This window comes from Propionimicrobium lymphophilum DSM 4903, from assembly GCF_000423485.1.
Lineage (GTDB): Bacteria > Actinomycetota > Actinomycetes > Propionibacteriales > Propionibacteriaceae > Propionimicrobium > Propionimicrobium lymphophilum.
The window spans coordinates 392,284-411,524 of record NZ_KE384026.1 but is presented as its reverse complement, the minus strand read 5'-3'; the positions used below and the strand labels follow the sequence as shown (position 1 = coordinate 411,524).

The window sequence follows — 19,241 nt, the reverse complement described above, 5'->3', positions numbered from 1 at the left end:
CATGTCTGCGCAAACCGCGAAAGCCACCTGGGGCTCTAGGCTCAGGCTGCTAGGAATAAAAATCCTTTCTTTGTTCGTCAGCCTGGTAGCGGCATCTTTAGTTGTCTTTTTACTTGTCAACCTGCTCCCGGGTGACGTCGCGGGAGTCATCCTCGGCCAAAACGCTGATCCAACTTCCGTTGCAGCCTTGCGTGAGACGATGAATCTAGATCAGCCTTGGCCGGCACGTTATCTGGCATGGGTAGGAGGCCTACTCCAAGGCGATTTGGGGTCTTCGATCTTCACTAGCCAACCTATTTCCATGCAGCTCGGCAGAAGGCTGGGCGTGACTTTCAGCCTCGTCATTCTAGGAATGCTTTTTGCTGTTGGCATTTCGCTGCCGTTAGGGGCGTATGCCGCGGCGAGAAGAAACAAGGCCACTGGTGTTGCGGTTTCAATACTCAGCCAGCTCGGAATGGCAGTGCCAGCTTTCCTTGCCGGTCTGTTGCTCGTCATCGTGTTTGCGGTATGGCTCGGCTGGCTGCCAGCAAACGGGTACATAGAGTTCAGAACGAACCCGCTTATGTGGGCGAGGAATCTCGTTCTGCCGGTCGCATCCTTGGCTATGGTTCAGGGGGCAATTCTCACTAGATACACTCGATCGGCATTCGTTGAGGTACTCAATCAGGACTACTTTCGGACGGCACGCGCTGTCGGATGGAGGTTTCGCCCGGCCATCATCCGGCATGGCATCCGAAATGCCAGTCTTCAGGTGATCACAGTGCTAGGGCTCCAGCTAGCTAGCCTGCTTGTTGGCTCGATCGTTGTGGAACGAGTTTTCAGCCTTCCGGGACTCGGTAGCTATCTGATCGCTGCCGTGGGGCAGAGAGACCTGCCTGTTGTGCAATCTGTCGTGATGATCCTCGTTGCGCTGGTTCTAATTATTAACACGGTGGTCGACATCATCTACCACCTGCTAGATCCCCGACTAAAAGCAGCCGAGGGGGTAGAGCGGTGAAAAGGGCAAACTTATATATCGGCGCTGTATTGGTAGGCATCGTGATTTTGCTCGGCATAATCTCGTTTTTCTGGATGCCGTTTGATCCTACCCAGGTCTCGACAGACCGATTGCAGCTTCCGAGCGCTCAGCACCTGTTCGGAACCGACGACTTTGGTCGAGACATCTTCTCCAGGATCTTGTCTGGCGCAGGCATATGCCTGCTGGTCGGAATCGTCTCTGTAGGAATTGGCGCCATAATCGGAGTTCCGATGGGTATGATCGCTGCTGTTAAAGGCGGTCTATTCGAACGATTTGTCATGCGAGTTGCGGACATCATGTACGCCTTTCCTGCGATACTCTTGGCGATTTTGCTTGCAGCCGCGAGAGGATCTGGCTCAACCTGGACGGCAATGGTGGCGATTGGCGTAGCGTCGATTCCTGCTTTCGCTAGGGTTTCTCGCGCATCGACTCTCCAAGTGCTTAACCAGGACTACATGGTTGCTTCTAGGGCCTGCGGAACGCCTAGGTACGTCTCGATCTTTACACACGTTCTGCCCAACGTTGCTCCTACGATTATGGTTCAGGGGTCCGTCAGCTTCGCACTGGCGATTCTTGCTGAGGCAGCTTTGAGTTATCTGGGCTTGGGCGCGTCCCCAGACCACCCGACATGGGGCCTGATGCTATTTGATGCGCAGAAGTCCATCCTGGTTGAACCAAACCTTGCGCTATGGCCCGCGATATTTATCGCAATTACAGTTCTCGGCTTTAACCTGCTTGGAGACGGCCTGCGTGAGATTCTCGACCCTCGTCTTCGGGAGCAGGGACAGTGATGGTAAGCAAGAACTTATTAGAAGTCAGGAATCTTCGAGTTAGCTTCAAAGGCAAAGAAGCGGTTCGAGGTATCGATTTAGAAATTAGGCCTGGTCAGCGAGTCGGCCTAATTGGAGAGTCAGGATCCGGAAAGTCCGTCACAGCCCTTGCCTTGATGAAGCTGCTGCCTCCTAACGCAACAATCGAGGGCTCCATAAAACTAGCTGACGTAGAGCTCTCGAATCGAAATGATGCGCAGATGTCTTCGATCAGGGGCAGCAAAATCGGCATGATTTTCCAGGAGCCCATGACCGCGCTAGACCCCACTATGCAGGTTGGGCGGCAGGTGGCAGAGGCTCTTTTGCTCCACTCTGAGCGACAAGGTAAATCATCTGATCGTGTTTGTCAGATGCTGGAGCAGGCCGGACTTCCCGACCCACAGAGAATCGCTAAGAGCTACCCGCATCAGCTTTCCGGTGGGCAGCGGCAGCGAGTCCTAATCGCAATGGCGTTAATTAATGCTCCTTCGCTTCTTATCTGTGACGAACCCACCACTGCGCTGGATGTGACCGTGCAGGATAAAGTCTTAAAATTGCTAGATAAAGAACTTGCTAAGGTAAACGCCGCATGCTTGTTCATCAGCCACGATTTGGCGGTAGTCTCGCAGATCTGCGAATACCTCATGGTCATGTACAAGGGTGAAATCGTGGAAAGCGGACGAAGGACAAAAATCTTGAATGATCCTCAGCACCCTTACACAAAGGGGCTGCTGGCCGCCGCTAACTTTGTTAGCGCCAATCCTGGACAGCCATTAAGAGTTCTGGATGATTTTTGGAGCGGAAATGATCTATAGGGCTCGTGGCCTGCGAAAAATTTACAAGCACGGCAAGAATGAAGTTACCGCTGTCGACGACGTTAGCTTAGATATCGCTGCTGGCGAACGCCTTGGAATAGTAGGGGAATCAGGTTCCGGCAAATCCACACTGATCAGAATGCTCGCGGGACTAAGCAAACCCACTTCCGGCGAAATCTTTCTTGATGATGAAAGGATAACCGGCAAAAAAGAGCGCGAGCTGGCTCCGATGCGGGCAAGAGTCCAAGTCGTATTCCAGGATCCGCGCAGCTCGCTTGATCCGCGAATGAAAATTCGCAAAATCGTCACAGAGGCACTTAGGTCCCCGTGGGTTAAGGGGAGGCTGGGAATCACCGATGATCCTGATGCGCGCTGTGCACAAGTGCTAGAACAAGTAGAGCTCGATCCAGCAGATGCAGACAAATACCCACACGAATTTAGCGGTGGACAGCGCCAACGAATAGCTATAGCACGAGCGCTGGCATCACATCCGGACGTCCTTATCGCTGACGAGGCGGTTTCAGCGCTGGACGTTTCCGTGCGGGCTCAAGTGCTTAACCTTTTGAACCGCATTGCTGACCAGGAGAACCTTACACTGCTATTCGTCAGCCACGACTTAGCGGTTGTCAGATACCTTTGCGACAGGGTCATAGTAATGCGAAACGGCAAGATCGTAGAGTCAGGCGATACCTCGAAAGTCCTTTACGAGCCGGAGGCAGAATACACGAAGAATTTGCTCTCAGCTATCCCACGTTTGAGAGTCGATTAGCGACTGAGAGTTTTCTTACTAGAATCTCATGTCATGAAGGCTTTACTTTTAGAGAACATCGATAAAACCGCAGTTGACGCTTTCGAAGCCGCCGGATTTGAAGTCGACTACCGCAAAGGCGCCTTAGAAGGTGACGAATTAATTCAGGCTCTTCAGGATGTGAATGTCGTCGGTGTTCGATCCAGGACTAACCTGACGACAGATGTCATCGAGCAGATGCCAGAGCAACTGGTGGCCATCGGAGCCTTCAGCATTGGCACTAACCAGATTGCTTTGGACGCGGCCGCCAAGCGTGGAATCGTATGCTTCAACGCTCCATATTCCAACACTCGCTCTGTCGTCGAACTCGCGATGGGTGAAATCGTAGTTATGGCCCGCAGGCTCTTCGACAAGAGCCAACAGATGCACAACGGTGTCTGGCAGAAGTCCGCCGACGGCAGCCATGAGGTTCGTGGCCGCACGCTCGGCATCATCGGCTACGGAAATATTGGTTCGCAACTATCTATCCTGGCTGAGTCTTTCGGTATGAACGTCAACTTCTACGATGTAGCCGACAAACTCGCCCTAGGAAACGCTCACCGCTGCGATAGCCTAGAAGAACTGCTCAGCATCAGCGAGACCGTCTCTATCCACGTCGATGGTCGAAACGAGAACCACGACATTTTCGGTGAAAAAGAATTCGCCCTAATGCCGGAGCGTTCGCTATTCCTCAACCTCTCGCGAGGATTCGTCGTAGACGAGGAAGCTCTAGCCGAGAACCTGCGCTCAGGACATATCGCAGGCGCAGCTGTCGACGTCTACCACAACGAGCCCAAGAAGAGCGGAGACCCATTCACTAACCCGCTTCAGGGCATTCCAAATGTGATTTTGACACCGCACGTTGGTGGATCTACTCGCGAAGCACAGTCTGATATTGGTGGCTACGTTTCCGGAAAGCTAATCGACTACGTCAGGACGGGTAACACCTCCATGAGCGTTAATATGCCTGAGGTTCAGGTTCAGCCCATTTCTGGCCACCGGATTCTGCACATCCACCACAACGTGCCGGGCGTTATGGCGGATCTTAACTCGATCCTCAGCAACCACAACGCTAACATTGCTTACCAGGCGCTATCGACCATCGGCGAGGTCGGATTCGTAGTGATGGACATTACAGCCAGCACTCCTGGGCTAACCGAAGAATTAGCCCAGGTTCCTCACACCATCAGGGTTAGGGAAGTTAGCTAGTTGGACGCAGACGATCCAGCATCTCTCGGTGAAGCATCCCGTTCGTAGCAAGTGCCCCCGGGCCAAACGGACCATCTTCACCGTCGATGCTGGTGAACCTGCCTCCAGCCTCACGGACAATTACGTCTAGTGCCGCCATATCGTGCAGGGAAAGTTCTGGCTCACAGGCGATGTCCACGACGCCTTCGGCGACAAGCATGTAGCTCCAGAAGTCTCCGAAAGCGCGGGTCCTGCCTGCGTCCCTTAGCACGTCTACAAATCCTTGGCCGCGGCCGGATGAGATCCACCCGTGCAGTGAGGAGTAAGAAACAAACGCATCCGACAAGCTAGAAATGCCGGAAACGTGTATTCTTTCGGCCTTCATCAGCGAACGGCCGGTCCACGCGCCTAGGCCCTCGCCGGCCCACCAGCGTTTTCCTAGCATTGGTGCGGAAACCAGACCAACCTTCATTTCTCCTTCGACTTCGAGACCAATCAGCGTAGCCCAGACGGGTACGCCTCGAACGAAGTTGGCCGTTCCATCAATAGGATCTATGATCCAACGCCGAGGCCCGTAGCCGGTATCTTCGAATTCTTCTCCGTGCACTGCATCTCTTGGACGGGTGCTCGAAATCATCGAACGTATTGTTTTTTCGACGCTACGGTCAGCATCGGTAACTTCTGTGTGATCCGGCTTCGTCTCGATTTTGAGATCTTGGGCGCGGAAGCGTTCTTCGGTGATCGCATCAGCGCTATCTGCAAGCAGATGAGCGAGGCGAATATCTTCAGTGTAGTCAGCCACGAATCCAGGCTAGCTGCCCGGAACGTCATTTGCCTGCAACGCCTCGAGGATCCTGCGTAATGATACGAGCCTATTTTCGTCTATGGCCTCGTCCTGTAGCGCTTTGTCTAGTCCGCACTCGCTTTCGCCTGTTTCGTGTGTACAGCCACGAGGGCAAAGATCCAAGTATTCGGCTAGTCCGCTGAATGCGGCCAGGACTGATTCGGGGGTAACGTGGGATAACCCGAAACTACGTACCCCAGGGGTGTCTATTACCCAACCTTCCGAATCGGGAAGCCTGAGCGCTTGTGCAGAAGTGGAGGTGTGCCTGCCACGACCTGTGTTCTCATTAACGCTTCCAGTCTGACGATTAGCGTTTGGCACAATCCGATTTATTAGGGTCGATTTTCCTACGCCTGAATGGCCAATGAATACAGTTACGTGACCGGCAAGCGCTTCGAGAAGTTCGTCGATTTCCACATCCGGCCCAACTACGAAGATAGTCAGGTCTAGGGGAGCGTAAGTATCAATCAGATGCTGTGGGCTGGCTAGATCCGCCTTGGTCAGACACAGTATCGGCTTCATTCCAGCGTCGTAAGCGGAAACCAGAATTCGATCAATCATTCCCTCTCGTGGCGGGGGATCCGCCAGCGCGGTAACGATCAGTAGCTGGTCGGCGTTGGCGACGATTGGCCGTTCCAGGGGGCTATCGTCATCTGCTGTCCTGCGTAATACTGTTTGTCTTGGGACGATCTCGACGATTCGGGCGAGCGTACCAACTTTCCCAGAAGTATCGCCAACAACCCGAGCCTTGTCTCCAACGATTACTCCCTTACGGCCTAGCTGCCTTGCCTTAGTGGCAATGACCAGGTTCCCGGTGGATTCCATCACGCACTGGTAACGACCGCGATCGATCGTGATGACCCTGCCTATCTCTGCATCAGAGTAATCTGGCCTGACCTTTGTCCTGGGCCTGCTACGTTTTTTTGGCCTACCAAAGTTGAAGTCGTCGACGTCTAAATCGCGAATATTGCGGCCGGCATATTTCCGGCTCATTCGGCATTCACCATTTTTGTCCAGCGCTCGACAAAATCTGGCATTGTCTTAGAGGCAGCCTTGGGATCTTCCACCTCGAGGTTTGAGCACTTTAAGGCTAACAGGGCGCCAAGGTGAACCATTCGATGGTCGGCATAGGTTTTGAAGGGGCGGCGTGGGCTCAAAGACCCATGCGATCCGATTCCCTCGATTTGAATTCCATCTGCTAGTTCGGACGCTGTGACGCCAATGGCGTTGAGTTCGTCGACTATCGCTTCGATGCGGTTTGTTTCGTGGCCTCTGATATGCCCGACACCAGTGATCCTCGTCGTTCCATTACAAAAGACTGCCAGCGCGGCGACAACCGGAGTCAGTTCACTAGCAGAGTTCATATCTAGATCTACGCCAGACAAATCTTCGGAAGACCAAGCGCTAAGCCCGTCTTTTGTCAGTTCGCTGTGAGCCCCAACTTTATCGAGCACGCCTCGGATCAGGTCTCCGGGCTGCGTAGTTTTGCTCGGCCATGCGGGAACCGTGACGCGACCACCGGTAATCACTCCGGCAAGCAAGAACGCGGCAGCATTCGATAGGTCTGGTTCGATGCGTTGGTCCAGGCTGGAAATAGTGCCGGGTTCAACCGTCCAAGTCATGCCGGAGTTTGACACTCTTACGCCTCGTTGGGTGAGCATTGAGACGCTCATCTCTATATGAGGCAGCGATGGCACAGAATCACCAACATGATGGAGAACTAGCCCATTGGGGAACCGAGCCGCGCTTAGCAAAAGCCCAGAAATGAATTGGCTCGAACCAGAAGAGTCGATGCGAACCTCTCGGCCGGTAAGTCCATCGGGCGCGGAAATGCTAAAGGGGACATGTTCGCTGGAACAGGATGCTCCTAGCTGCCTGAGCCCATCGAGTAGGGGAGCGATAGGCCGCTCGCTCATCTTGGGATCTCCGAAGAAGCTGCACTCGCCACCAGAAAGAGCCGCAAGCGGTGGCAGGAATCTAGCCACCGTTCCGGCTAAACCACAATCAATTTTGGCAGGAACGAAATGTTCGGGAGGAGTGACTACCGCTTCGTCGTGGTCTAGCTGGATGCGAACTCCGAGGTGCCTTAGGCCAGCGATCATCAATTCTGTATCGCGGGCCTCAAGAACACCTGAAAGTCTACTTGGTCCATCGCCTAATGCACCGAGAACTAATGCACGATTCGATTCTGATTTTGAGCCGGGCACTGGGCATACGGCATTGATCGTCGCCACGGGCGTGGGCGCGGGCCAAACTTCAACCACTAAATTACCTTTAAATTATTTAAAAGACTTGCGTGTCTTGTTTAGCTTCTTTTCGGCCTTTTTGGCTGCCTTCTTAGCCTTACGATTTACCTTATCGGCCTTACGGTCTACAGCCTTGCCTGCTTCTTTGCGAGCCTGTTCTGCCCGCCAAGAGAGCGAAGGCTTTCCGTTCCGGTCACGAGTTGCAACGATCGCAGCGCCCAACAAAGACAGCGGAACAAGAGAACTGCCCTCTTCGTCCCTAGCGTTTAGTGCCTTTGGTACTGCGGAAATAGCAAGCAAGAGAGCGCCAAAGCGACGTCCTAAACCAAGCGTGTACAGAGCGCCACCAGCTACCTGCATGCAGCCGAAAATCCTAGACCAGGTTTTGGGGTCTTCTGGGAGCGCGTCGGAAGCACCTTCGGGAAGAACTCGCTGAACTAGCGGAACTATGCGGTCGGTGGTTGTCGCTACTCGCTCAGCGCCCTTGTCGGGGCTGGTTATCATTCCTACGCCATCAGCGACGAAGTACGAAGAGAAAAGTGCGCGTCCAAAGAATCGAAGCAGTGCCATGAGTCTTTTCTACCAGGTTTGGCAAGCCGAGATTCGGTTGAGCCAAATAAAACTGATTTAGTCCAGCCCAAGGAATAGATCTAATAATTCGCTGTTGTAAACAGTATGAAGTCAGCAAATGTTCTCGCGCAAAGCTCAAGTTCTTTGCCGGGCTATGCCGTTAGACCGCTTGCTGAGCGTCAGAGTAAGAAGATATACGCTAATTCGGCGAGCGATATTGAGTCTAAACCGCTAATCTCTGATGTGATGGTCACTTCTACTACAGATTCGACTTCAGATGCTGAGTCGACTACGCAACCGGATTTACGTAAGAACGAAACCGAGGAAGAGCGTCGCGAACGGTTCGAAAGAGACGCCCTCGAGTACGTAGATCTGCTCTATGCAGCTGCCTTGCGCATGACCCGAAATCCTGCAGACGCCGAAGACGTTGTCCAGGATACTTACGCAAAGGCGTACGCTTCCTTCCATCAGTTCAAGCCTGGAACCAACCTACGCGCTTGGCTCTATCGGATTCTGAAGAACTCGTACATCAACACTTACCGAAAGGCTAAACGTCGTCCTCAGATAAGCGATGCAGAGAACGTCGAGGACTGGCAGATAGCCAGGGCGGCTTCGCATACTTCGGATGGTCTTCCTTCTGCAGAGCTTGAGGCTCTTGGTCGAATGCCAGACCAGGAGATTCTAGATGCCTTAGAGACGCTTACTCCGGAATTCAGGGAAGTCGTCCTGTTAGCAGACGTCGAAGGGTTTGCGTATAAAGAGATTGCCGAGATCATGGATACTCCAATCGGAACTGTCATGTCTCGTCTGAATCGCGCTAGAAAGCAGCTACGTGTCCTCTTGGCAGATAGAGCAGCAGAGATGGGAATCGGTAGAACAGATACCGATAAATCTGGCGGGGAGGATAAATAAACATGTCTGAGCCGCAAAAGACGAATCGTTTCGAGTCAAACCAGGATTTAGAGTGCGAACTGGCGCTCAGCAAGGTTTATGCATTTTTACACGGTGAATTGACCGAAGAAACGGCAGACCAGGTCCGTCAACATCTCATGAACTGTGAGAATTGTATGGACTACTTCGACGTTGAAGCGTTGATCTCCAGCATGCTTAGGAAATGCTGCCGAGAGGTCCATGCGCCTAAGACGCTGCGCGCAAAATTATCCGTGCTGCATGTGACGTGGAGTGCGGGACAATAAAAAATAGGGTTAGAGTCCTTGAACACTTAATGTTCGGACCCTAACCCTTTATTAGTTAACCGTTAGGCCTTTTGCCGTGGTTAGCAGAGTTCTTGCGACGAGACTTGCGTTTGCGTCCTCGTTTGCTCATGGTTGCCTCCAAAGCGCTAGTTGTTAAGTTTTTGCTTCGGCTCACGAGTATAACCGACGCATCGAACCGATTCTGCCACCCGTTTCCTCGTCGACCAAATATTGTGCATATAATCCCTCACCAGGTGGGATTTGAAGGCATTTATAACTAGCATGGCTCCATGTCTTCAATGTCGCAGCTGCTGGAAAAACACTCGAATCTTTCTAAAGATAATCACGATTGGCTGGTCAGCCTCGTAGAGCATTGGCATCTGTTAGCCGACACCAGCTTTTCTGACCTCGTTTTGTGGGTGCCAGACGCCGAAGACGACAACATCTTCTGGGCAGTAGCTCATATCAGGCCGACTACCGGCCCTACCGCGATCGAGGAGGAGGTCGTCGGTGATGAGATCAACTACGATCCCGAATCTCCAGTCACTACCGCGTATTTCAGCCAGGAGATTTATCGCACCAGCGAGCACTCGATGGATGCAGGAATACCTGTAGATACATGCGGAATTCCTATCATTCGTAACGGGCAAGTTATCGGTGTTGTAGAGCGAAACACGAACCAGATGGGTGTTCGCGCACCCGGCGCCCTTGAAGACGCATACTTAGAAATTGCAAAAATTCTTGAGGAAATGCTTTATAGGGGCGAGTACCCGGTTTGCGACTCCAACGAGGATTATTACCCGCCCATGGCGGGAGACGGGATGACGCTTCTTTCTGACAAAGGTTTTGTCTTATACGCCAACCCAACAGCCGTTTCCGCCTGGCGCAGGTTAGGGATTCTTCAGGACCTGATGGGCGATAATCTCGAAGATCTATTGAGCAGAGTCGACGAGCTGCACAGTGGTCGGGATTCTGCTGAAGAGCCCTGGAAGCTTGGCTTGAAGCAACTTGCGAGCTTCGAATTGGAAACAGCTAACACAGCTTTACAGATTCAGGTTGTACCGCTGAAGACAGCGGAGAAAGAAAGGACGCTGGTTCTTTGCCGCGACGTCACAGAGGTTCGCGAACGCGATCGCGAATTAGTGACTAAGGACGCGATCATCCGTGAGATTCATCACAGGGTTAAGAATAATCTCCAGACGGTCGCGGCTCTTCTTCGGATGCAGTCACGCAGGCTGGATAGCGAATCTTCCAGGGAAGCAATGCGTGATGCGATGAGGCGGGTCGAATCGATCGCAACCGTTCACGAGATCTTGTCTCAAAGTTTCGATGAAGTGGTTAATTTTGACGAAGTGGCAGACAGGATTCTTTCGATGGTCGGCGATGTTGCCGCCTCTGATGGACTGGTGTCTACCAGGCGCGACGGCACGTTAGGGATGGTGCCTGCCGAAGTTGCCACCTCTTTGAGCCTCGCTGTGACGGAACTTTGTCAGAACGGTGTTGAACATGGGCTCGACTCAGGAAGTGGGGAGCTACTTCTGAAACCGAATCGAAAAGATAACCAGTTAGTCGTAGAGGTGATCGACAATGGTGCTGGACTGCCCGAAAACTTCGACATTAACAACACCAATTCTTTAGGGCTGTCGATAGTAATGACGCTGATTCAAGATCTAGGCGGGGAGTTCATGTTGGTCGATTCGGGGGAGGAGTCACCGTTCAAACACGGCGCGACGGCCCGAATAATTATTCCAATCAATCACAAAAAAATCGATCTTGGATAAGTGACGGAAGATTTTGAATAACGATGAATTATTTTGGGAAGGGTAACCTATCTAGGAACAAAATTCCATGCATAGTTAAGACCTTGAAAATTATTTCCAAGGCCTTAAGCTTTTTAATTTCGGCCTCTACCTTTGGTTCGAGCTGCTCGTCGTTTCATTGACCTGCGCTCGTCTTCGCTAGTTCCGCCCCAAACTCCATGGTCCTGACCATTCTCGAGTGCCCACTGAAGGCATTCTTCGCGAACGTCGCAGCGCATGCAGACTTTCTTGGCCTCCTCAACCTGAGCCAAGGCTGGGCCAGTCACGCCAATAGGGAAAAATAGCTCGGGATCCTCAGTTAGGCATGCTGCGCGGTGACGCCAGTCCATACTGTCAGACTCCTTTTCAAAATCAGGTAAATGTTAGTCCGCTCGGTAAACTTTTTAGCTTCGGGGTCAGTCGTTGTTTAAACGAACCAGCAGACAAACTTAACCGTCAAACGGCAGAGGTTCAAGACCCTTAACGCCGATTTTTTCTGCAAATAGAGCTCCAGCTGCTGGTTCGTCGCCATTCGCGACATCGTTTCTGGAGGTGGTAACGAATAATATCGATAGGTCATTCCCGCCGAATCCCACGGCGGTTGCCATCGTCACTGGAAGGTCAATGCGTTCACTGAGCCTTCCCTCGGGATCGTACCTTCGGATATGTCCAGCACGGTTCATAGCTATCCAGACTCCACCTTCGGCGTCCACGCATAGCCCATCAGGACGTCCCTCGCCGTCTCGGTATCTGACGAAATCGCGCCGATTTTGGAGGCCTTCCTCGAAGGTGTAATCAAAAACCGAGGTGACCATGGTCTCGGTGTCGTTGTAATAGGCAAGTGTCCCATCCGGACTGAAAGCAATGCCGTTGGACGTGGTCAAACCGTCTAGAACAGGTTCCGGGGAATCAGCTCCCGGAGAAATCCTGTACATCTGAGAAGCGCCGATCTTCTTTTTCCACGACATGTTGCCTATGTAGAACCTGCCGTGCGGATCGCACCCGCCTTCATTGAATCGTTTGGAAGCATCGATGAAATCACCGGTTATTGTCTTCAGATCGCTTAGATCTTCATTTTCGCACAGCGCGACATCTCTAGTTCTCGCGACTATTGCTCCGCCATTCTTTCTTGGACGAATGCACGCGACAACTTCTGCGCCAACCGGCAGCCGCCTATGGTTACCGGATTTGTCAACCGCTAACACGTCACCAGAAAGCATGTCAAGAAATCGAATTTCTTTGGTCTGCTCCCACCAGACTGGTCCTTCGCCATGGAAAGAGATGGAATCAGTGATCTGTTCCATTCTCATGGCTGTACCTCGTGTATTGGTTTGGATCGTCCCGCAAACGCGGAACACTTGACGCTTATCAAATGTACATATTTATGGGATGTTTTTCAGGTGTTATAGATAATTCGTGGCTACTGTGTTTGCCTCTTTTTGAGGCTATTGAGCCGCTTTGCTGCGAGGTAAACCGCCACGACGGTCATCAAAACCAATAATGCGTTTCTGAACACAAGAATGAGCGTCGCAATTTTGTCGGGCGGAGTAATTAGTAATTGCGCGTAAGTGATCGGATAAACGAGCTGAGTACCCGCTGCGACAAAGAATCCCATAATGCCGATATGAAAGAGTGCCTTGCTGCCGCCCTTACCCTTAGGTAAGCGGGTCAGCATAGCCAGTGGGCCGCCTAGCCAGACGATATATTGCGGGCTCAGAGTTTTGTTTGTGATGATCACGGCGAGGATGAGCGCTAGGAATGTCAAAATGACAGTTTTCGTGTGAAGGGCAGTTCCCTCAAGCGAGCGGTCTGTATGGATTAGCTGAACAGTCGCATAAATCGCGAAACAAACTGCGGCGGCTATCGCGAGTGAACTAAAAAGTAGAGGAATGGAGTCGTTGCGCCACGAAATTTCCCACGCGTTATAGATCGAGATGTTCACCTGGTATTTGTCGGCGTTACCGAAGGCTCGGTCAGCCATCGCCGGCGTTGCGGCAATGGATTCGATTTGCAAGCCACGATCTGATTGCCAGGTCAGGGCTGAGGTCGAGCCAGACCATCCTGCGATTAGCAAAGAGCTCAAACCAAGACCGAGCCCGACTACGAGAAAACCCTTCAAGCGCTGGACGGCATTTTTACTCTTGCCAAGTAACCCGGATAGCAGAAGGGCTGGCCAGAGCTTAGTTGCTGCGCCAATCGCGATTGCTAAACCCGAACCGAACTGTCCTAGTCTCGATTGACTTTTGAACAGAACAAGGGCGAAGACGACCGCTGCTGCGGGCAGCATGTCGATCCTGAACCAAACTATTGGGCCAAGTAAGAAAACAAAAAGAGTCCAATAGGTCGCAGACTGCCATGAATCTTTTCGCCACAAAACAACTGTCACGGTGACATCGAGAAGCAAAATAAAGAATACGAAAATTGTTTCGAAAGCGGTGAAGTCGCCTGCGCTCAATGCGTAGATCAGCCTCATGAGCCAGGCAATTGGCGGAGGGTACTCGACCAGTCCGGGCGTATTCGTCGATATCGCTTCTGCAGTCTGGTTGAAGTAATAATGAACATCAGCTTCGACAAATCTGGTTCGGTTAAGCCAGATCCAAAGCATCGACAGCCTAGTCAGCGACCATAAGATCGTCATCAAAACACCATCGACAGTGATTTTTGTGGGTGCCTTCTTATTTACCACTCTGCCTCCGGCTTTTTGGGTTGTTTCACAGGCTCGAGAGCCACAGTGGGATAGTCAGTCTTGACGCCCCGGACTATCTTGAAAGCCCTAGGCGAAACAGCCTTGAAAATCCAATACAAAATGACGGCTAGTAGCGCCACAATTAAGACATTTCTAGATACCAGAACGAGGGTCACAGGCAGCCTGAAGATGCTCGAGAGCCCTCCGTCTCGGACTAGAGGCCCATACCCAATCGGGTAGACAATACCGGTGGCTGCAGTCATCGTTATCGTCATTGCCGTGATGATCCATAGCCTTCTCCGGTCAATAACGTAAGAAGGCGATCCCGGGGCCCTAGCCCCCATTATGGCGAAAGACGCACAAAGTGGGCCTCCAAGCCAGAACGCGTACTGTGGGCTGAAAGTTTTATTTGTGACGATCATCACCAAAATAACGAGCAGCATGAAATAGCTTGCTTCCATCATGTGGCCATGACCTCGAAGCAGCCAGAGGCCGTAGCAAACGCAGACTAGTAGCACTCCAACTACGAAGGCTATCGAAGCTGCGGACGTCCAGAAACTAACTGTGGTCCCGTATACCTCGAATGCCTGATACCTGGAAATGAGAACTGCGTAGTCGCCAATTCCGAGAGCGCGTAAAAGCATTGGGACCGTAGCCCAGACAGATTCGACCTGGAGGCCTCTGCCCGATTGCCATGAAAGGGGAGAGACTAATCTGTCCCAGCCAGCCCAGAGAAGGCTTACTGCGACGACAATTATGCCGGTCAAAGCGAAGCTGTAAGTAGCCTTCAGCTTCTGTCTCCAATGCCCTCCGCACAGCGCAGGCCAGAGGAGCGCAGGCCACAATTTAACTGATGCCCCTACCGCCGCTAGGCAGCCAGCTATTGCTGTGTGTCGGCGGAGCAAGAAGAGCAGGCACCAGCCAGCAAACACAGAGGTCACCAAGTCGAACCGCATGTAGATAGTGGGACCACAGCAGAGAACAAAAACGATCCATGCCGCAACAGCATGAGGCGCTAGGCGTTTAGCTGTGTGCCAAAGACTTATAGAAAATAGCGCGTCTAGGGCGACCATGGAGAAGATGAAAGAAATAACATAGCCGGTCTTGGTGCCAAATCCGGTCAGCCAAAATACGGCCAGCATCCACAAAACAGGTGTCGGATATTCCCGCATGACCAAAGACGGGTCGGTGCCGGTGAAGAGTGAGTTAATGCCTTGGTAGTAGTAAAGAACGTCACCTTGAGCGGACGGTGAGAAAACGACCCAGATGACAAAGATCAGAATTCTGGTCAGAAACCAGAAAAAAAGCAAAGACCTGCCGGAATGCAGATCGAATTTTCTGAACTGGCTAAATGACCACTCTGCCGAGCGGCGAACCCAGTTCCTCGAACCGGAAGATTCTTTCCGAGAAGAAGTCGAGTGATTCTTCAAGGCTCCTCCCGAGGCTCAGGTCAAGTTTGCGTTAAAAGAAGCGAGCGCCCCTACGAGGATTCGAACCTCGGCTCCCGCCTCCGGAGGGCGGTGCTCTATCCACTGAGCTATAGGGGCAAATAACTAATAAGCTATTTTAGGCCTAGCGGCACAATAACCTAATCATTTCCGCATGACCGATGAGCAAATATAGCAGCAGAAATCCGATTATCGGTCATCGGCTTTAATATCAGGGTTTCTTTTGCCAGAATTTTCAGCATGCACACCATCAGCGCCTCCAATGCACAAGCAGCAGCAACTCATCCTGATTGGCTGATTAAGCCAGAGGACGCGAATGCTTTGAACCCAAAGATTTGGCCTCGTACCGCAGAACGAATCGATGGGATGCTTTCGATTGGTGGTGTAAGCGTTTCCGAGGCAGTGGCTGAGTCCGGCTCGCCGGTATACCTGATTGACGAAGAGGATTTTCGCGCCAGGGCTTCCTCATTCAAGGAGGCGTTTCACGGTTGGGACGTCTTTTATGCTGGGAAGGCTTTTCTTTCTAAAACGATTGCCAGATGGGTAAAAGAAGAGAGCTTGAATCTTGACGTCTGCTCTATGGGCGAGATCGAAACCGCGCTTCGAGCTGATTTTGACCCTGCGAAGATCGGTTTCCACGGAAACAACAAGTCGATTGACGAGATTCGTTTCGCACTGGAAAACGGAATCGGTCGAATCATCGTCGACTCCTTCTATGAAATCTCTCGAACAGAGCAGATCGCTCAGCAGCTTGGCATCACTGCGAACGTTATGGTCCGCGTGACTGCGGGCGTATCGGCCCACACCCACGACTACATCGCTACGGCTCATGAGGATCAGAAGTTTGGTTTCTCCATCGCCTCGGGGCAGGCATTGGTCGCGATGATTAGGTGCCATAATTCTGCGCAGCTAAATCTTCTCGGCGTTCATTCTCATATTGGTAGTCAAATATTCGATACGAGTGGTTTTGAGGTCGCTGCGAAGCGAACACTGAAGCTGCTCGCGCAGTTCGCTGATGCCACTTCCACTCAGCTACCTGAGCTTGATCTAGGCGGTGGTTTTGGTATCGCTTATACGGATGAAGACGAGCCTGCCACTCCTCGGTCGCTCGCATCTGACCTGCAGGGAATCGTCAAAAAACAAGCCGAAATCCTAAGCCTCGATTTGCCGCGAGTGTCTATCGAACCTGGTCGCTCGATAGTCGGCCCAACAGGAGTTGCAGTATACGAGGTAGGCACTGTCAAAGTGGTCGACTTGGAGGAAGGCAGCAGGGTCTATGTTTCAGTCGACGGTGGGATGAGCGACAACATCAGGCCTGCACTTTACGGGGCAGAATACACCGCAGTGCTTGCCAGCCGAGCTTCCGATTGTGAACCCGTCTTGTGCAGAGTAGTCGGAAAACACTGCGAGGGTGGAGACATAGTCGTTCATGATGTCTATCTACCTGGAGATATTGTTCCTGGCGATCTGATCGCTGTTCCTGCCTGTGGCGCTTACTCCTACGCAATGGCCAGTAACTACAACCACATACCCCGTCCTCCGGTGGTATCTGTTAAAGCAGGTAGGCTACAGACAATGATTCGTCGTGAAACTCTTGCTGATCTGGCTAGATTAGACGTAGGCGAGTAAAGAAAAGGTTTATTAATGGGTGAAAAATCCAAGCCCCTTAAGGTGGCCCTTGTTGGTGCTGGAACAGTCGGCAGTGAAGTAGCGAGGCTGTTGTTGACGCAGCGTGAAGAATTCGCGCGTAGGGCTGGTCGCGAAATAGAGCTAGCCGGAGTTGCCGTACGAAATGTTTCCAAAGAACGTCCCGGCATTCCCTCTGAACTATTAACAGACGACACTATGGGCCTTGTCTCAAGGAAAGACATCGATATCGTCGTCGAGTTGATGGGCGGTGTCGACGAAACCAAGGGCCTGATCATGAAGGCCATTGAGACTGGCAAGTCTGTCGTTACTGGAAACAAAGCTTTGCTCTCTGCTTTCGGTGAAGAGATCTTTTCGGCGTCGAATAAGGCGGGCGTAGACGTCTACTTTGAAGCTGCAGTAGCTGGCGCGATACCTATTATTCGTCCGCTGCGTGATTCTCTTGTTGGTGACAAGATCACTAAGGTTGCTGGAATCGTCAACGGCACTACCAACTACATTCTCGACAAGATGACCACGGAGGGGATGGAGTATGAAACCGCGCTGAAGCAGGCCCAAGAATTGGGCTACGCGGAGCAAGACCCGACTGCTGACGTAGGTGGGGCAGACGCCGCAGCTAAGGCCGCGATTCTCGCTAGCTTGGCTTTCCGCACGCCGGTCAACATTAGTGATGTCTATTGCGAGGGAATCACCAAGATTACCCAGACAGAGATTTCTGCTGCCCATGCTGCCAATTGCGTCGTAAAGCTTCTCGCCATGGCAGAGCTAATCGACGGTGAAGTCCACGTTCGTGTGCACCCGGTAATGCTCCCGAAGAGCCACCCGCTGGCGTCGATCGCTGGCGCCTACAATGCCATCATGGTAGAAGCCGAAGCGGCAGATAAGCTCATGTTCATGGGCCCGGGCGCAGGCGGAGCGCCGACAGCAAGCGCTGTAGTTGGCGACTTGGTGACGGTGGCACGCAACAGGGTCGCAGGTATTTCCTTGCCCGTTCTTGCAGGCTTCAAAAAGCTTCCGATCGCAAAAATGGGTTCCACTCGCTGCCACTATCAGCTAACGCTTGATCTAACCGATGAGGCTGGAGTCCTTGCTTCGGTCGCAACTACGCTGGCAAAACACAACGTTTCTGTTTACTCCCTCGAGCAGGTTGCGGTTGATGAATCCGGAGATCACGCCTCGGTTGGTTTAATGACACACGAGGCACTAGAGGCTGATGTTCTAGCCTGCATGAAGGAACTACGAGACAGCGACTACGTGTCGAACAACATCAGTTTCATAAGGGTTGGTAGCTAATGATCGTTGCTTGCTTAGACCTAGAGGGCGTTCTCGTCCCGGAAGTTTGGCTTGCCGTAGCAGATAAAACAGGCATCGAAGAGCTTGGGCTGACCACCAGAGAGATCCCTGATTATGACGAACTGATGAAGGGTCGTCTAAAGGTGCTCGCCGAACACGGTATTAAGCTCTCCGATATTCAGGAGGTCATCTCCACGCTCAAGCCGCTTGAGGGCGCAAAGGAATTTTTGGATTGGCTGCGTGAACGTTTCCAGGTAATTATTCTTTCCGATACTTACTACGAATTCATGTGGCCGTTGATGAGGCAACTTGATTACCCAACTCTTTTCTGCCACGACCTCGTCGTAGAAAATGATTCGATCGTTGGGTACAAGCTGCGCCAGTCGAATCAGAAACAAAAGGCAGTACAGGCTTTGCAAAGCATCAATTTTAAGTGCGTTGCTACCGGCGATTCGTATAACGACACCACAATGCTGGGGCAGGCTGATGCGGGAGCATTATTCAAGCCGTCCAAGCAGGTGGCGAATGACTTCAAGCAGTTCCCTGTGGCCAACAATTATGACGATCTCCGTGCCTTCTTCGAGAAGGCTGCCGCAAAATTGTCATAGGTGAAGTTGGGGATATTTCTCCAAGCGGGTTATACTGACTAGTAGAAATCGGCAGTCACTATGTTTGGTGATTTCGATTCTGCTAATCAGCAAAGCAAGAGGCTCGGGTTCGATCAGCCGAAATTTTGAAAACCATTTTTATTGTTTTCATCACTTGCGCTAACTTACTTCAGAGCCAATTGCTTATAGGGTCAACCGACTTTTGAATTATTAAGTCGATTCCCGCCAAAAGATTAGCTAGAAAAATCTAGTTTCGGCCTGCGGTCTGCGGGTTTAAATAGCTTCGA

Annotated in this window: 20 protein-coding genes and 1 tRNA gene; 11 read left to right on the top strand and 10 right to left on the bottom strand. The window is 52.0% G+C overall.

The genetic code is table 11. The annotated features are described in order from the left end of the window. The first annotated feature begins 1 nt into the window (after position 1). The 5 genes from G556_RS0109355 to serA are packed head-to-tail and all read left to right on the top strand — an operon-like array spanning position 2 to position 4,638. Positions 2–997: an ABC transporter permease gene (locus G556_RS0109355; protein ID WP_036916276.1), complete on the top strand. Its 996-nt coding sequence runs from the start codon at positions 2–4 to the stop codon at positions 995–997. Further along, positions 994–1,809 (top strand): ABC transporter permease, encoded by an 816-nt coding sequence (locus G556_RS0109350; RefSeq protein WP_016456249.1) that lies wholly within the window; start codon positions 994–996, stop codon positions 1,807–1,809. The genes G556_RS0109355 and G556_RS0109350 overlap by 4 nt, the downstream gene beginning before the upstream one ends. Next, on the top strand, positions 1,809–2,642 hold the full coding sequence (locus tag G556_RS0109345; RefSeq protein ID WP_028822588.1) for an ABC transporter ATP-binding protein: 834 nt from the start codon (positions 1,809–1,811) through the stop codon (positions 2,640–2,642). Before G556_RS0109350 ends, G556_RS0109345 begins: the two co-directional genes overlap by 1 nt. Then, positions 2,632–3,411, top strand: coding sequence for an ABC transporter ATP-binding protein (locus tag G556_RS0109340; protein ID WP_016456247.1), 780 nt, complete (start codon positions 2,632–2,634; stop codon positions 3,409–3,411). Before G556_RS0109345 ends, G556_RS0109340 begins: the two co-directional genes overlap by 11 nt. A gap of 3 nt (positions 3,412–3,414) precedes the next feature. Then, on the top strand, positions 3,415–4,638 hold the full coding sequence (serA, locus tag G556_RS0109335) for a phosphoglycerate dehydrogenase (protein WP_267878608.1): 1,224 nt from the start codon (positions 3,415–3,417) through the stop codon (positions 4,636–4,638). Here the strand turns inward: serA and G556_RS0109330 are convergent. The 4 genes from G556_RS0109330 to G556_RS0109315 are packed head-to-tail and all read right to left on the bottom strand — an operon-like array spanning position 4,631 to position 8,277. Beyond that, positions 4,631–5,419: an inositol monophosphatase family protein gene (locus G556_RS0109330; RefSeq protein ID WP_016456245.1), complete on the bottom strand. Its 789-nt coding sequence runs from the start codon at positions 5,417–5,419 to the stop codon at positions 4,631–4,633. The two genes, serA and G556_RS0109330, sit on opposite strands and share 8 nt — an antisense overlap. A gap of 9 nt (positions 5,420–5,428) precedes the next feature. Further along, positions 5,429–6,454, bottom strand: a complete 1,026-nt coding sequence (rsgA, locus tag G556_RS0109325; RefSeq protein ID WP_024110544.1) for a ribosome small subunit-dependent GTPase A — start codon at positions 6,452–6,454, stop codon at positions 5,429–5,431. After that, positions 6,451–7,725, bottom strand: coding sequence for a 3-phosphoshikimate 1-carboxyvinyltransferase (gene aroA, locus G556_RS0109320; protein ID WP_051176825.1), 1,275 nt, complete (start codon positions 7,723–7,725; stop codon positions 6,451–6,453). Before aroA ends, rsgA begins: the two co-directional genes overlap by 4 nt. Positions 7,726–7,740: 15 nt before the next feature. Then, positions 7,741–8,277, bottom strand: a complete 537-nt coding sequence (locus G556_RS0109315; RefSeq protein WP_028822586.1) for a DoxX family membrane protein — start codon at positions 8,275–8,277, stop codon at positions 7,741–7,743. A gap of 105 nt (positions 8,278–8,382) precedes the next feature. Between G556_RS0109315 and G556_RS0109310 the strand changes: the two genes are divergently transcribed. Both G556_RS0109310 and rsrA read left to right on the top strand, forming a co-directional pair. Beyond that, the gene (locus G556_RS0109310) at positions 8,383–9,189 is read left to right on the top strand and encodes a sigma-70 family RNA polymerase sigma factor (RefSeq protein ID WP_420806064.1); all 807 of its coding nucleotides are present in this window, start codon (positions 8,383–8,385) and stop codon (positions 9,187–9,189) included. 2 nt (positions 9,190–9,191) lie between these two features. Further along, positions 9,192–9,473 (top strand): mycothiol system anti-sigma-R factor, encoded by a 282-nt coding sequence (gene rsrA / locus G556_RS0109305; RefSeq protein WP_028822584.1) that lies wholly within the window; start codon positions 9,192–9,194, stop codon positions 9,471–9,473. A 55-nt stretch (positions 9,474–9,528) separates the two neighbouring features. Here the strand turns inward: rsrA and G556_RS11920 are convergent, their stop codons facing one another. Further along, entirely contained in the window at positions 9,529–9,603 is a 75-nt protein-coding gene (locus G556_RS11920; protein WP_369793279.1) for a 50S ribosomal protein bL37, read from the bottom strand. 160 nt (positions 9,604–9,763) lie between these two features. Between G556_RS11920 and G556_RS0109300 the strand changes: the two genes are divergently transcribed. Continuing rightward, positions 9,764–11,254, top strand: coding sequence for a sensor histidine kinase (locus G556_RS0109300; protein WP_028822583.1), 1,491 nt, complete (start codon positions 9,764–9,766; stop codon positions 11,252–11,254). 113 nt (positions 11,255–11,367) lie between these two features. On the opposite strand, the gene G556_RS0109295 is transcribed toward G556_RS0109300, so the two are convergent. From G556_RS0109295 to G556_RS0109275, 5 genes are all read right to left on the bottom strand, one after another. Continuing rightward, positions 11,368–11,622, bottom strand: coding sequence for a WhiB family transcriptional regulator (locus tag G556_RS0109295; protein WP_016456238.1), 255 nt, complete (start codon positions 11,620–11,622; stop codon positions 11,368–11,370). Positions 11,623–11,721: 99 nt separating this feature from the next. Beyond that, positions 11,722–12,582: an SMP-30/gluconolactonase/LRE family protein gene (locus G556_RS0109290; protein WP_028822582.1), complete on the bottom strand. Its 861-nt coding sequence runs from the start codon at positions 12,580–12,582 to the stop codon at positions 11,722–11,724. Between the two features lie 110 nt (positions 12,583–12,692). Beyond that, on the bottom strand, positions 12,693–13,910 hold the full coding sequence (locus G556_RS0109285) for a glycosyltransferase family protein (protein WP_155941799.1): 1,218 nt from the start codon (positions 13,908–13,910) through the stop codon (positions 12,693–12,695). Positions 13,911–13,951: 41 nt separating this feature from the next. After that, positions 13,952–15,388, bottom strand: a complete 1,437-nt coding sequence (locus G556_RS0109280; protein ID WP_028822580.1) for a glycosyltransferase 87 family protein — start codon at positions 15,386–15,388, stop codon at positions 13,952–13,954. 45 nt (positions 15,389–15,433) lie between these two features. Beyond that, positions 15,434–15,505, bottom strand: a tRNA-Arg gene (locus G556_RS0109275). A 132-nt stretch (positions 15,506–15,637) separates the two neighbouring features. Here G556_RS0109275 and lysA point away from each other — a divergent pair. Genes lysA through thrH form a run of 3 tightly spaced genes read left to right on the top strand, consistent with a single transcriptional unit; the run spans position 15,638 to position 18,954 of the window. Continuing rightward, positions 15,638–17,035, top strand: a complete 1,398-nt coding sequence (gene lysA / locus G556_RS0109270) for a diaminopimelate decarboxylase (RefSeq protein ID WP_420806066.1) — start codon at positions 15,638–15,640, stop codon at positions 17,033–17,035. A gap of 15 nt (positions 17,036–17,050) precedes the next feature. Then, positions 17,051–18,346 carry a homoserine dehydrogenase gene (locus G556_RS0109265; protein WP_024110577.1) on the top strand — a complete coding sequence of 432 codons (1,296 nt, stop codon included), beginning with the start codon at positions 17,051–17,053 and terminating at the stop codon, positions 18,344–18,346. Continuing rightward, on the top strand, positions 18,346–18,954 hold the full coding sequence (gene thrH / locus G556_RS0109260; RefSeq protein ID WP_028822578.1) for a bifunctional phosphoserine phosphatase/homoserine phosphotransferase ThrH: 609 nt from the start codon (positions 18,346–18,348) through the stop codon (positions 18,952–18,954). Before G556_RS0109265 ends, thrH begins: the two co-directional genes overlap by 1 nt. The last annotated feature ends 287 nt before the right edge of the window (positions 18,955–19,241 follow it).

Bases quoted from the DNA above. Each gene is read 5' to 3' on its own strand.
- G556_RS0109265 (WP_024110577.1), top strand. From the start codon at position 17,051: ATGGGTGAAAAATCCAAGCCCCTTAAGGTGGCCCTTGTTGGTGCTGGA.
- rsrA (WP_028822584.1), top strand. From the start codon at position 9,192: ATGTCTGAGCCGCAAAAGACGAATCGTTTCGAGTCAAACCAGGATTTA.
- G556_RS0109285 (WP_155941799.1), bottom strand. From the start codon at position 13,910: ATGACGATCTTATGGTCGCTGACTAGGCTGTCGATGCTTTGGATCTGG.
- G556_RS0109315 (WP_028822586.1), bottom strand. From the start codon at position 8,277: ATGGCACTGCTTCGATTCTTTGGACGCGCACTTTTCTCTTCGTACTTC.
- G556_RS0109340 (WP_016456247.1), top strand. From the start codon at position 2,632: ATGATCTATAGGGCTCGTGGCCTGCGAAAAATTTACAAGCACGGCAAG.
- thrH (WP_028822578.1), top strand. From the start codon at position 18,346: ATGATCGTTGCTTGCTTAGACCTAGAGGGCGTTCTCGTCCCGGAAGTT.
- rsgA (WP_024110544.1), bottom strand. From the start codon at position 6,454: ATGAGCCGGAAATATGCCGGCCGCAATATTCGCGATTTAGACGTCGAC.
- G556_RS0109355 (WP_036916276.1), top strand. From the start codon at position 2: ATGTCTGCGCAAACCGCGAAAGCCACCTGGGGCTCTAGGCTCAGGCTG.
- G556_RS0109345 (WP_028822588.1), top strand. From the start codon at position 1,809: ATGGTAAGCAAGAACTTATTAGAAGTCAGGAATCTTCGAGTTAGCTTC.
- G556_RS0109300 (WP_028822583.1), top strand. From the start codon at position 9,764: ATGTCTTCAATGTCGCAGCTGCTGGAAAAACACTCGAATCTTTCTAAA.
- G556_RS0109290 (WP_028822582.1), bottom strand. From the start codon at position 12,582: ATGAGAATGGAACAGATCACTGATTCCATCTCTTTCCATGGCGAAGGA.
- G556_RS0109295 (WP_016456238.1), bottom strand. From the start codon at position 11,622: ATGGACTGGCGTCACCGCGCAGCATGCCTAACTGAGGATCCCGAGCTA.
- G556_RS0109310 (WP_420806064.1), top strand. From the start codon at position 8,383: ATGAAGTCAGCAAATGTTCTCGCGCAAAGCTCAAGTTCTTTGCCGGGC.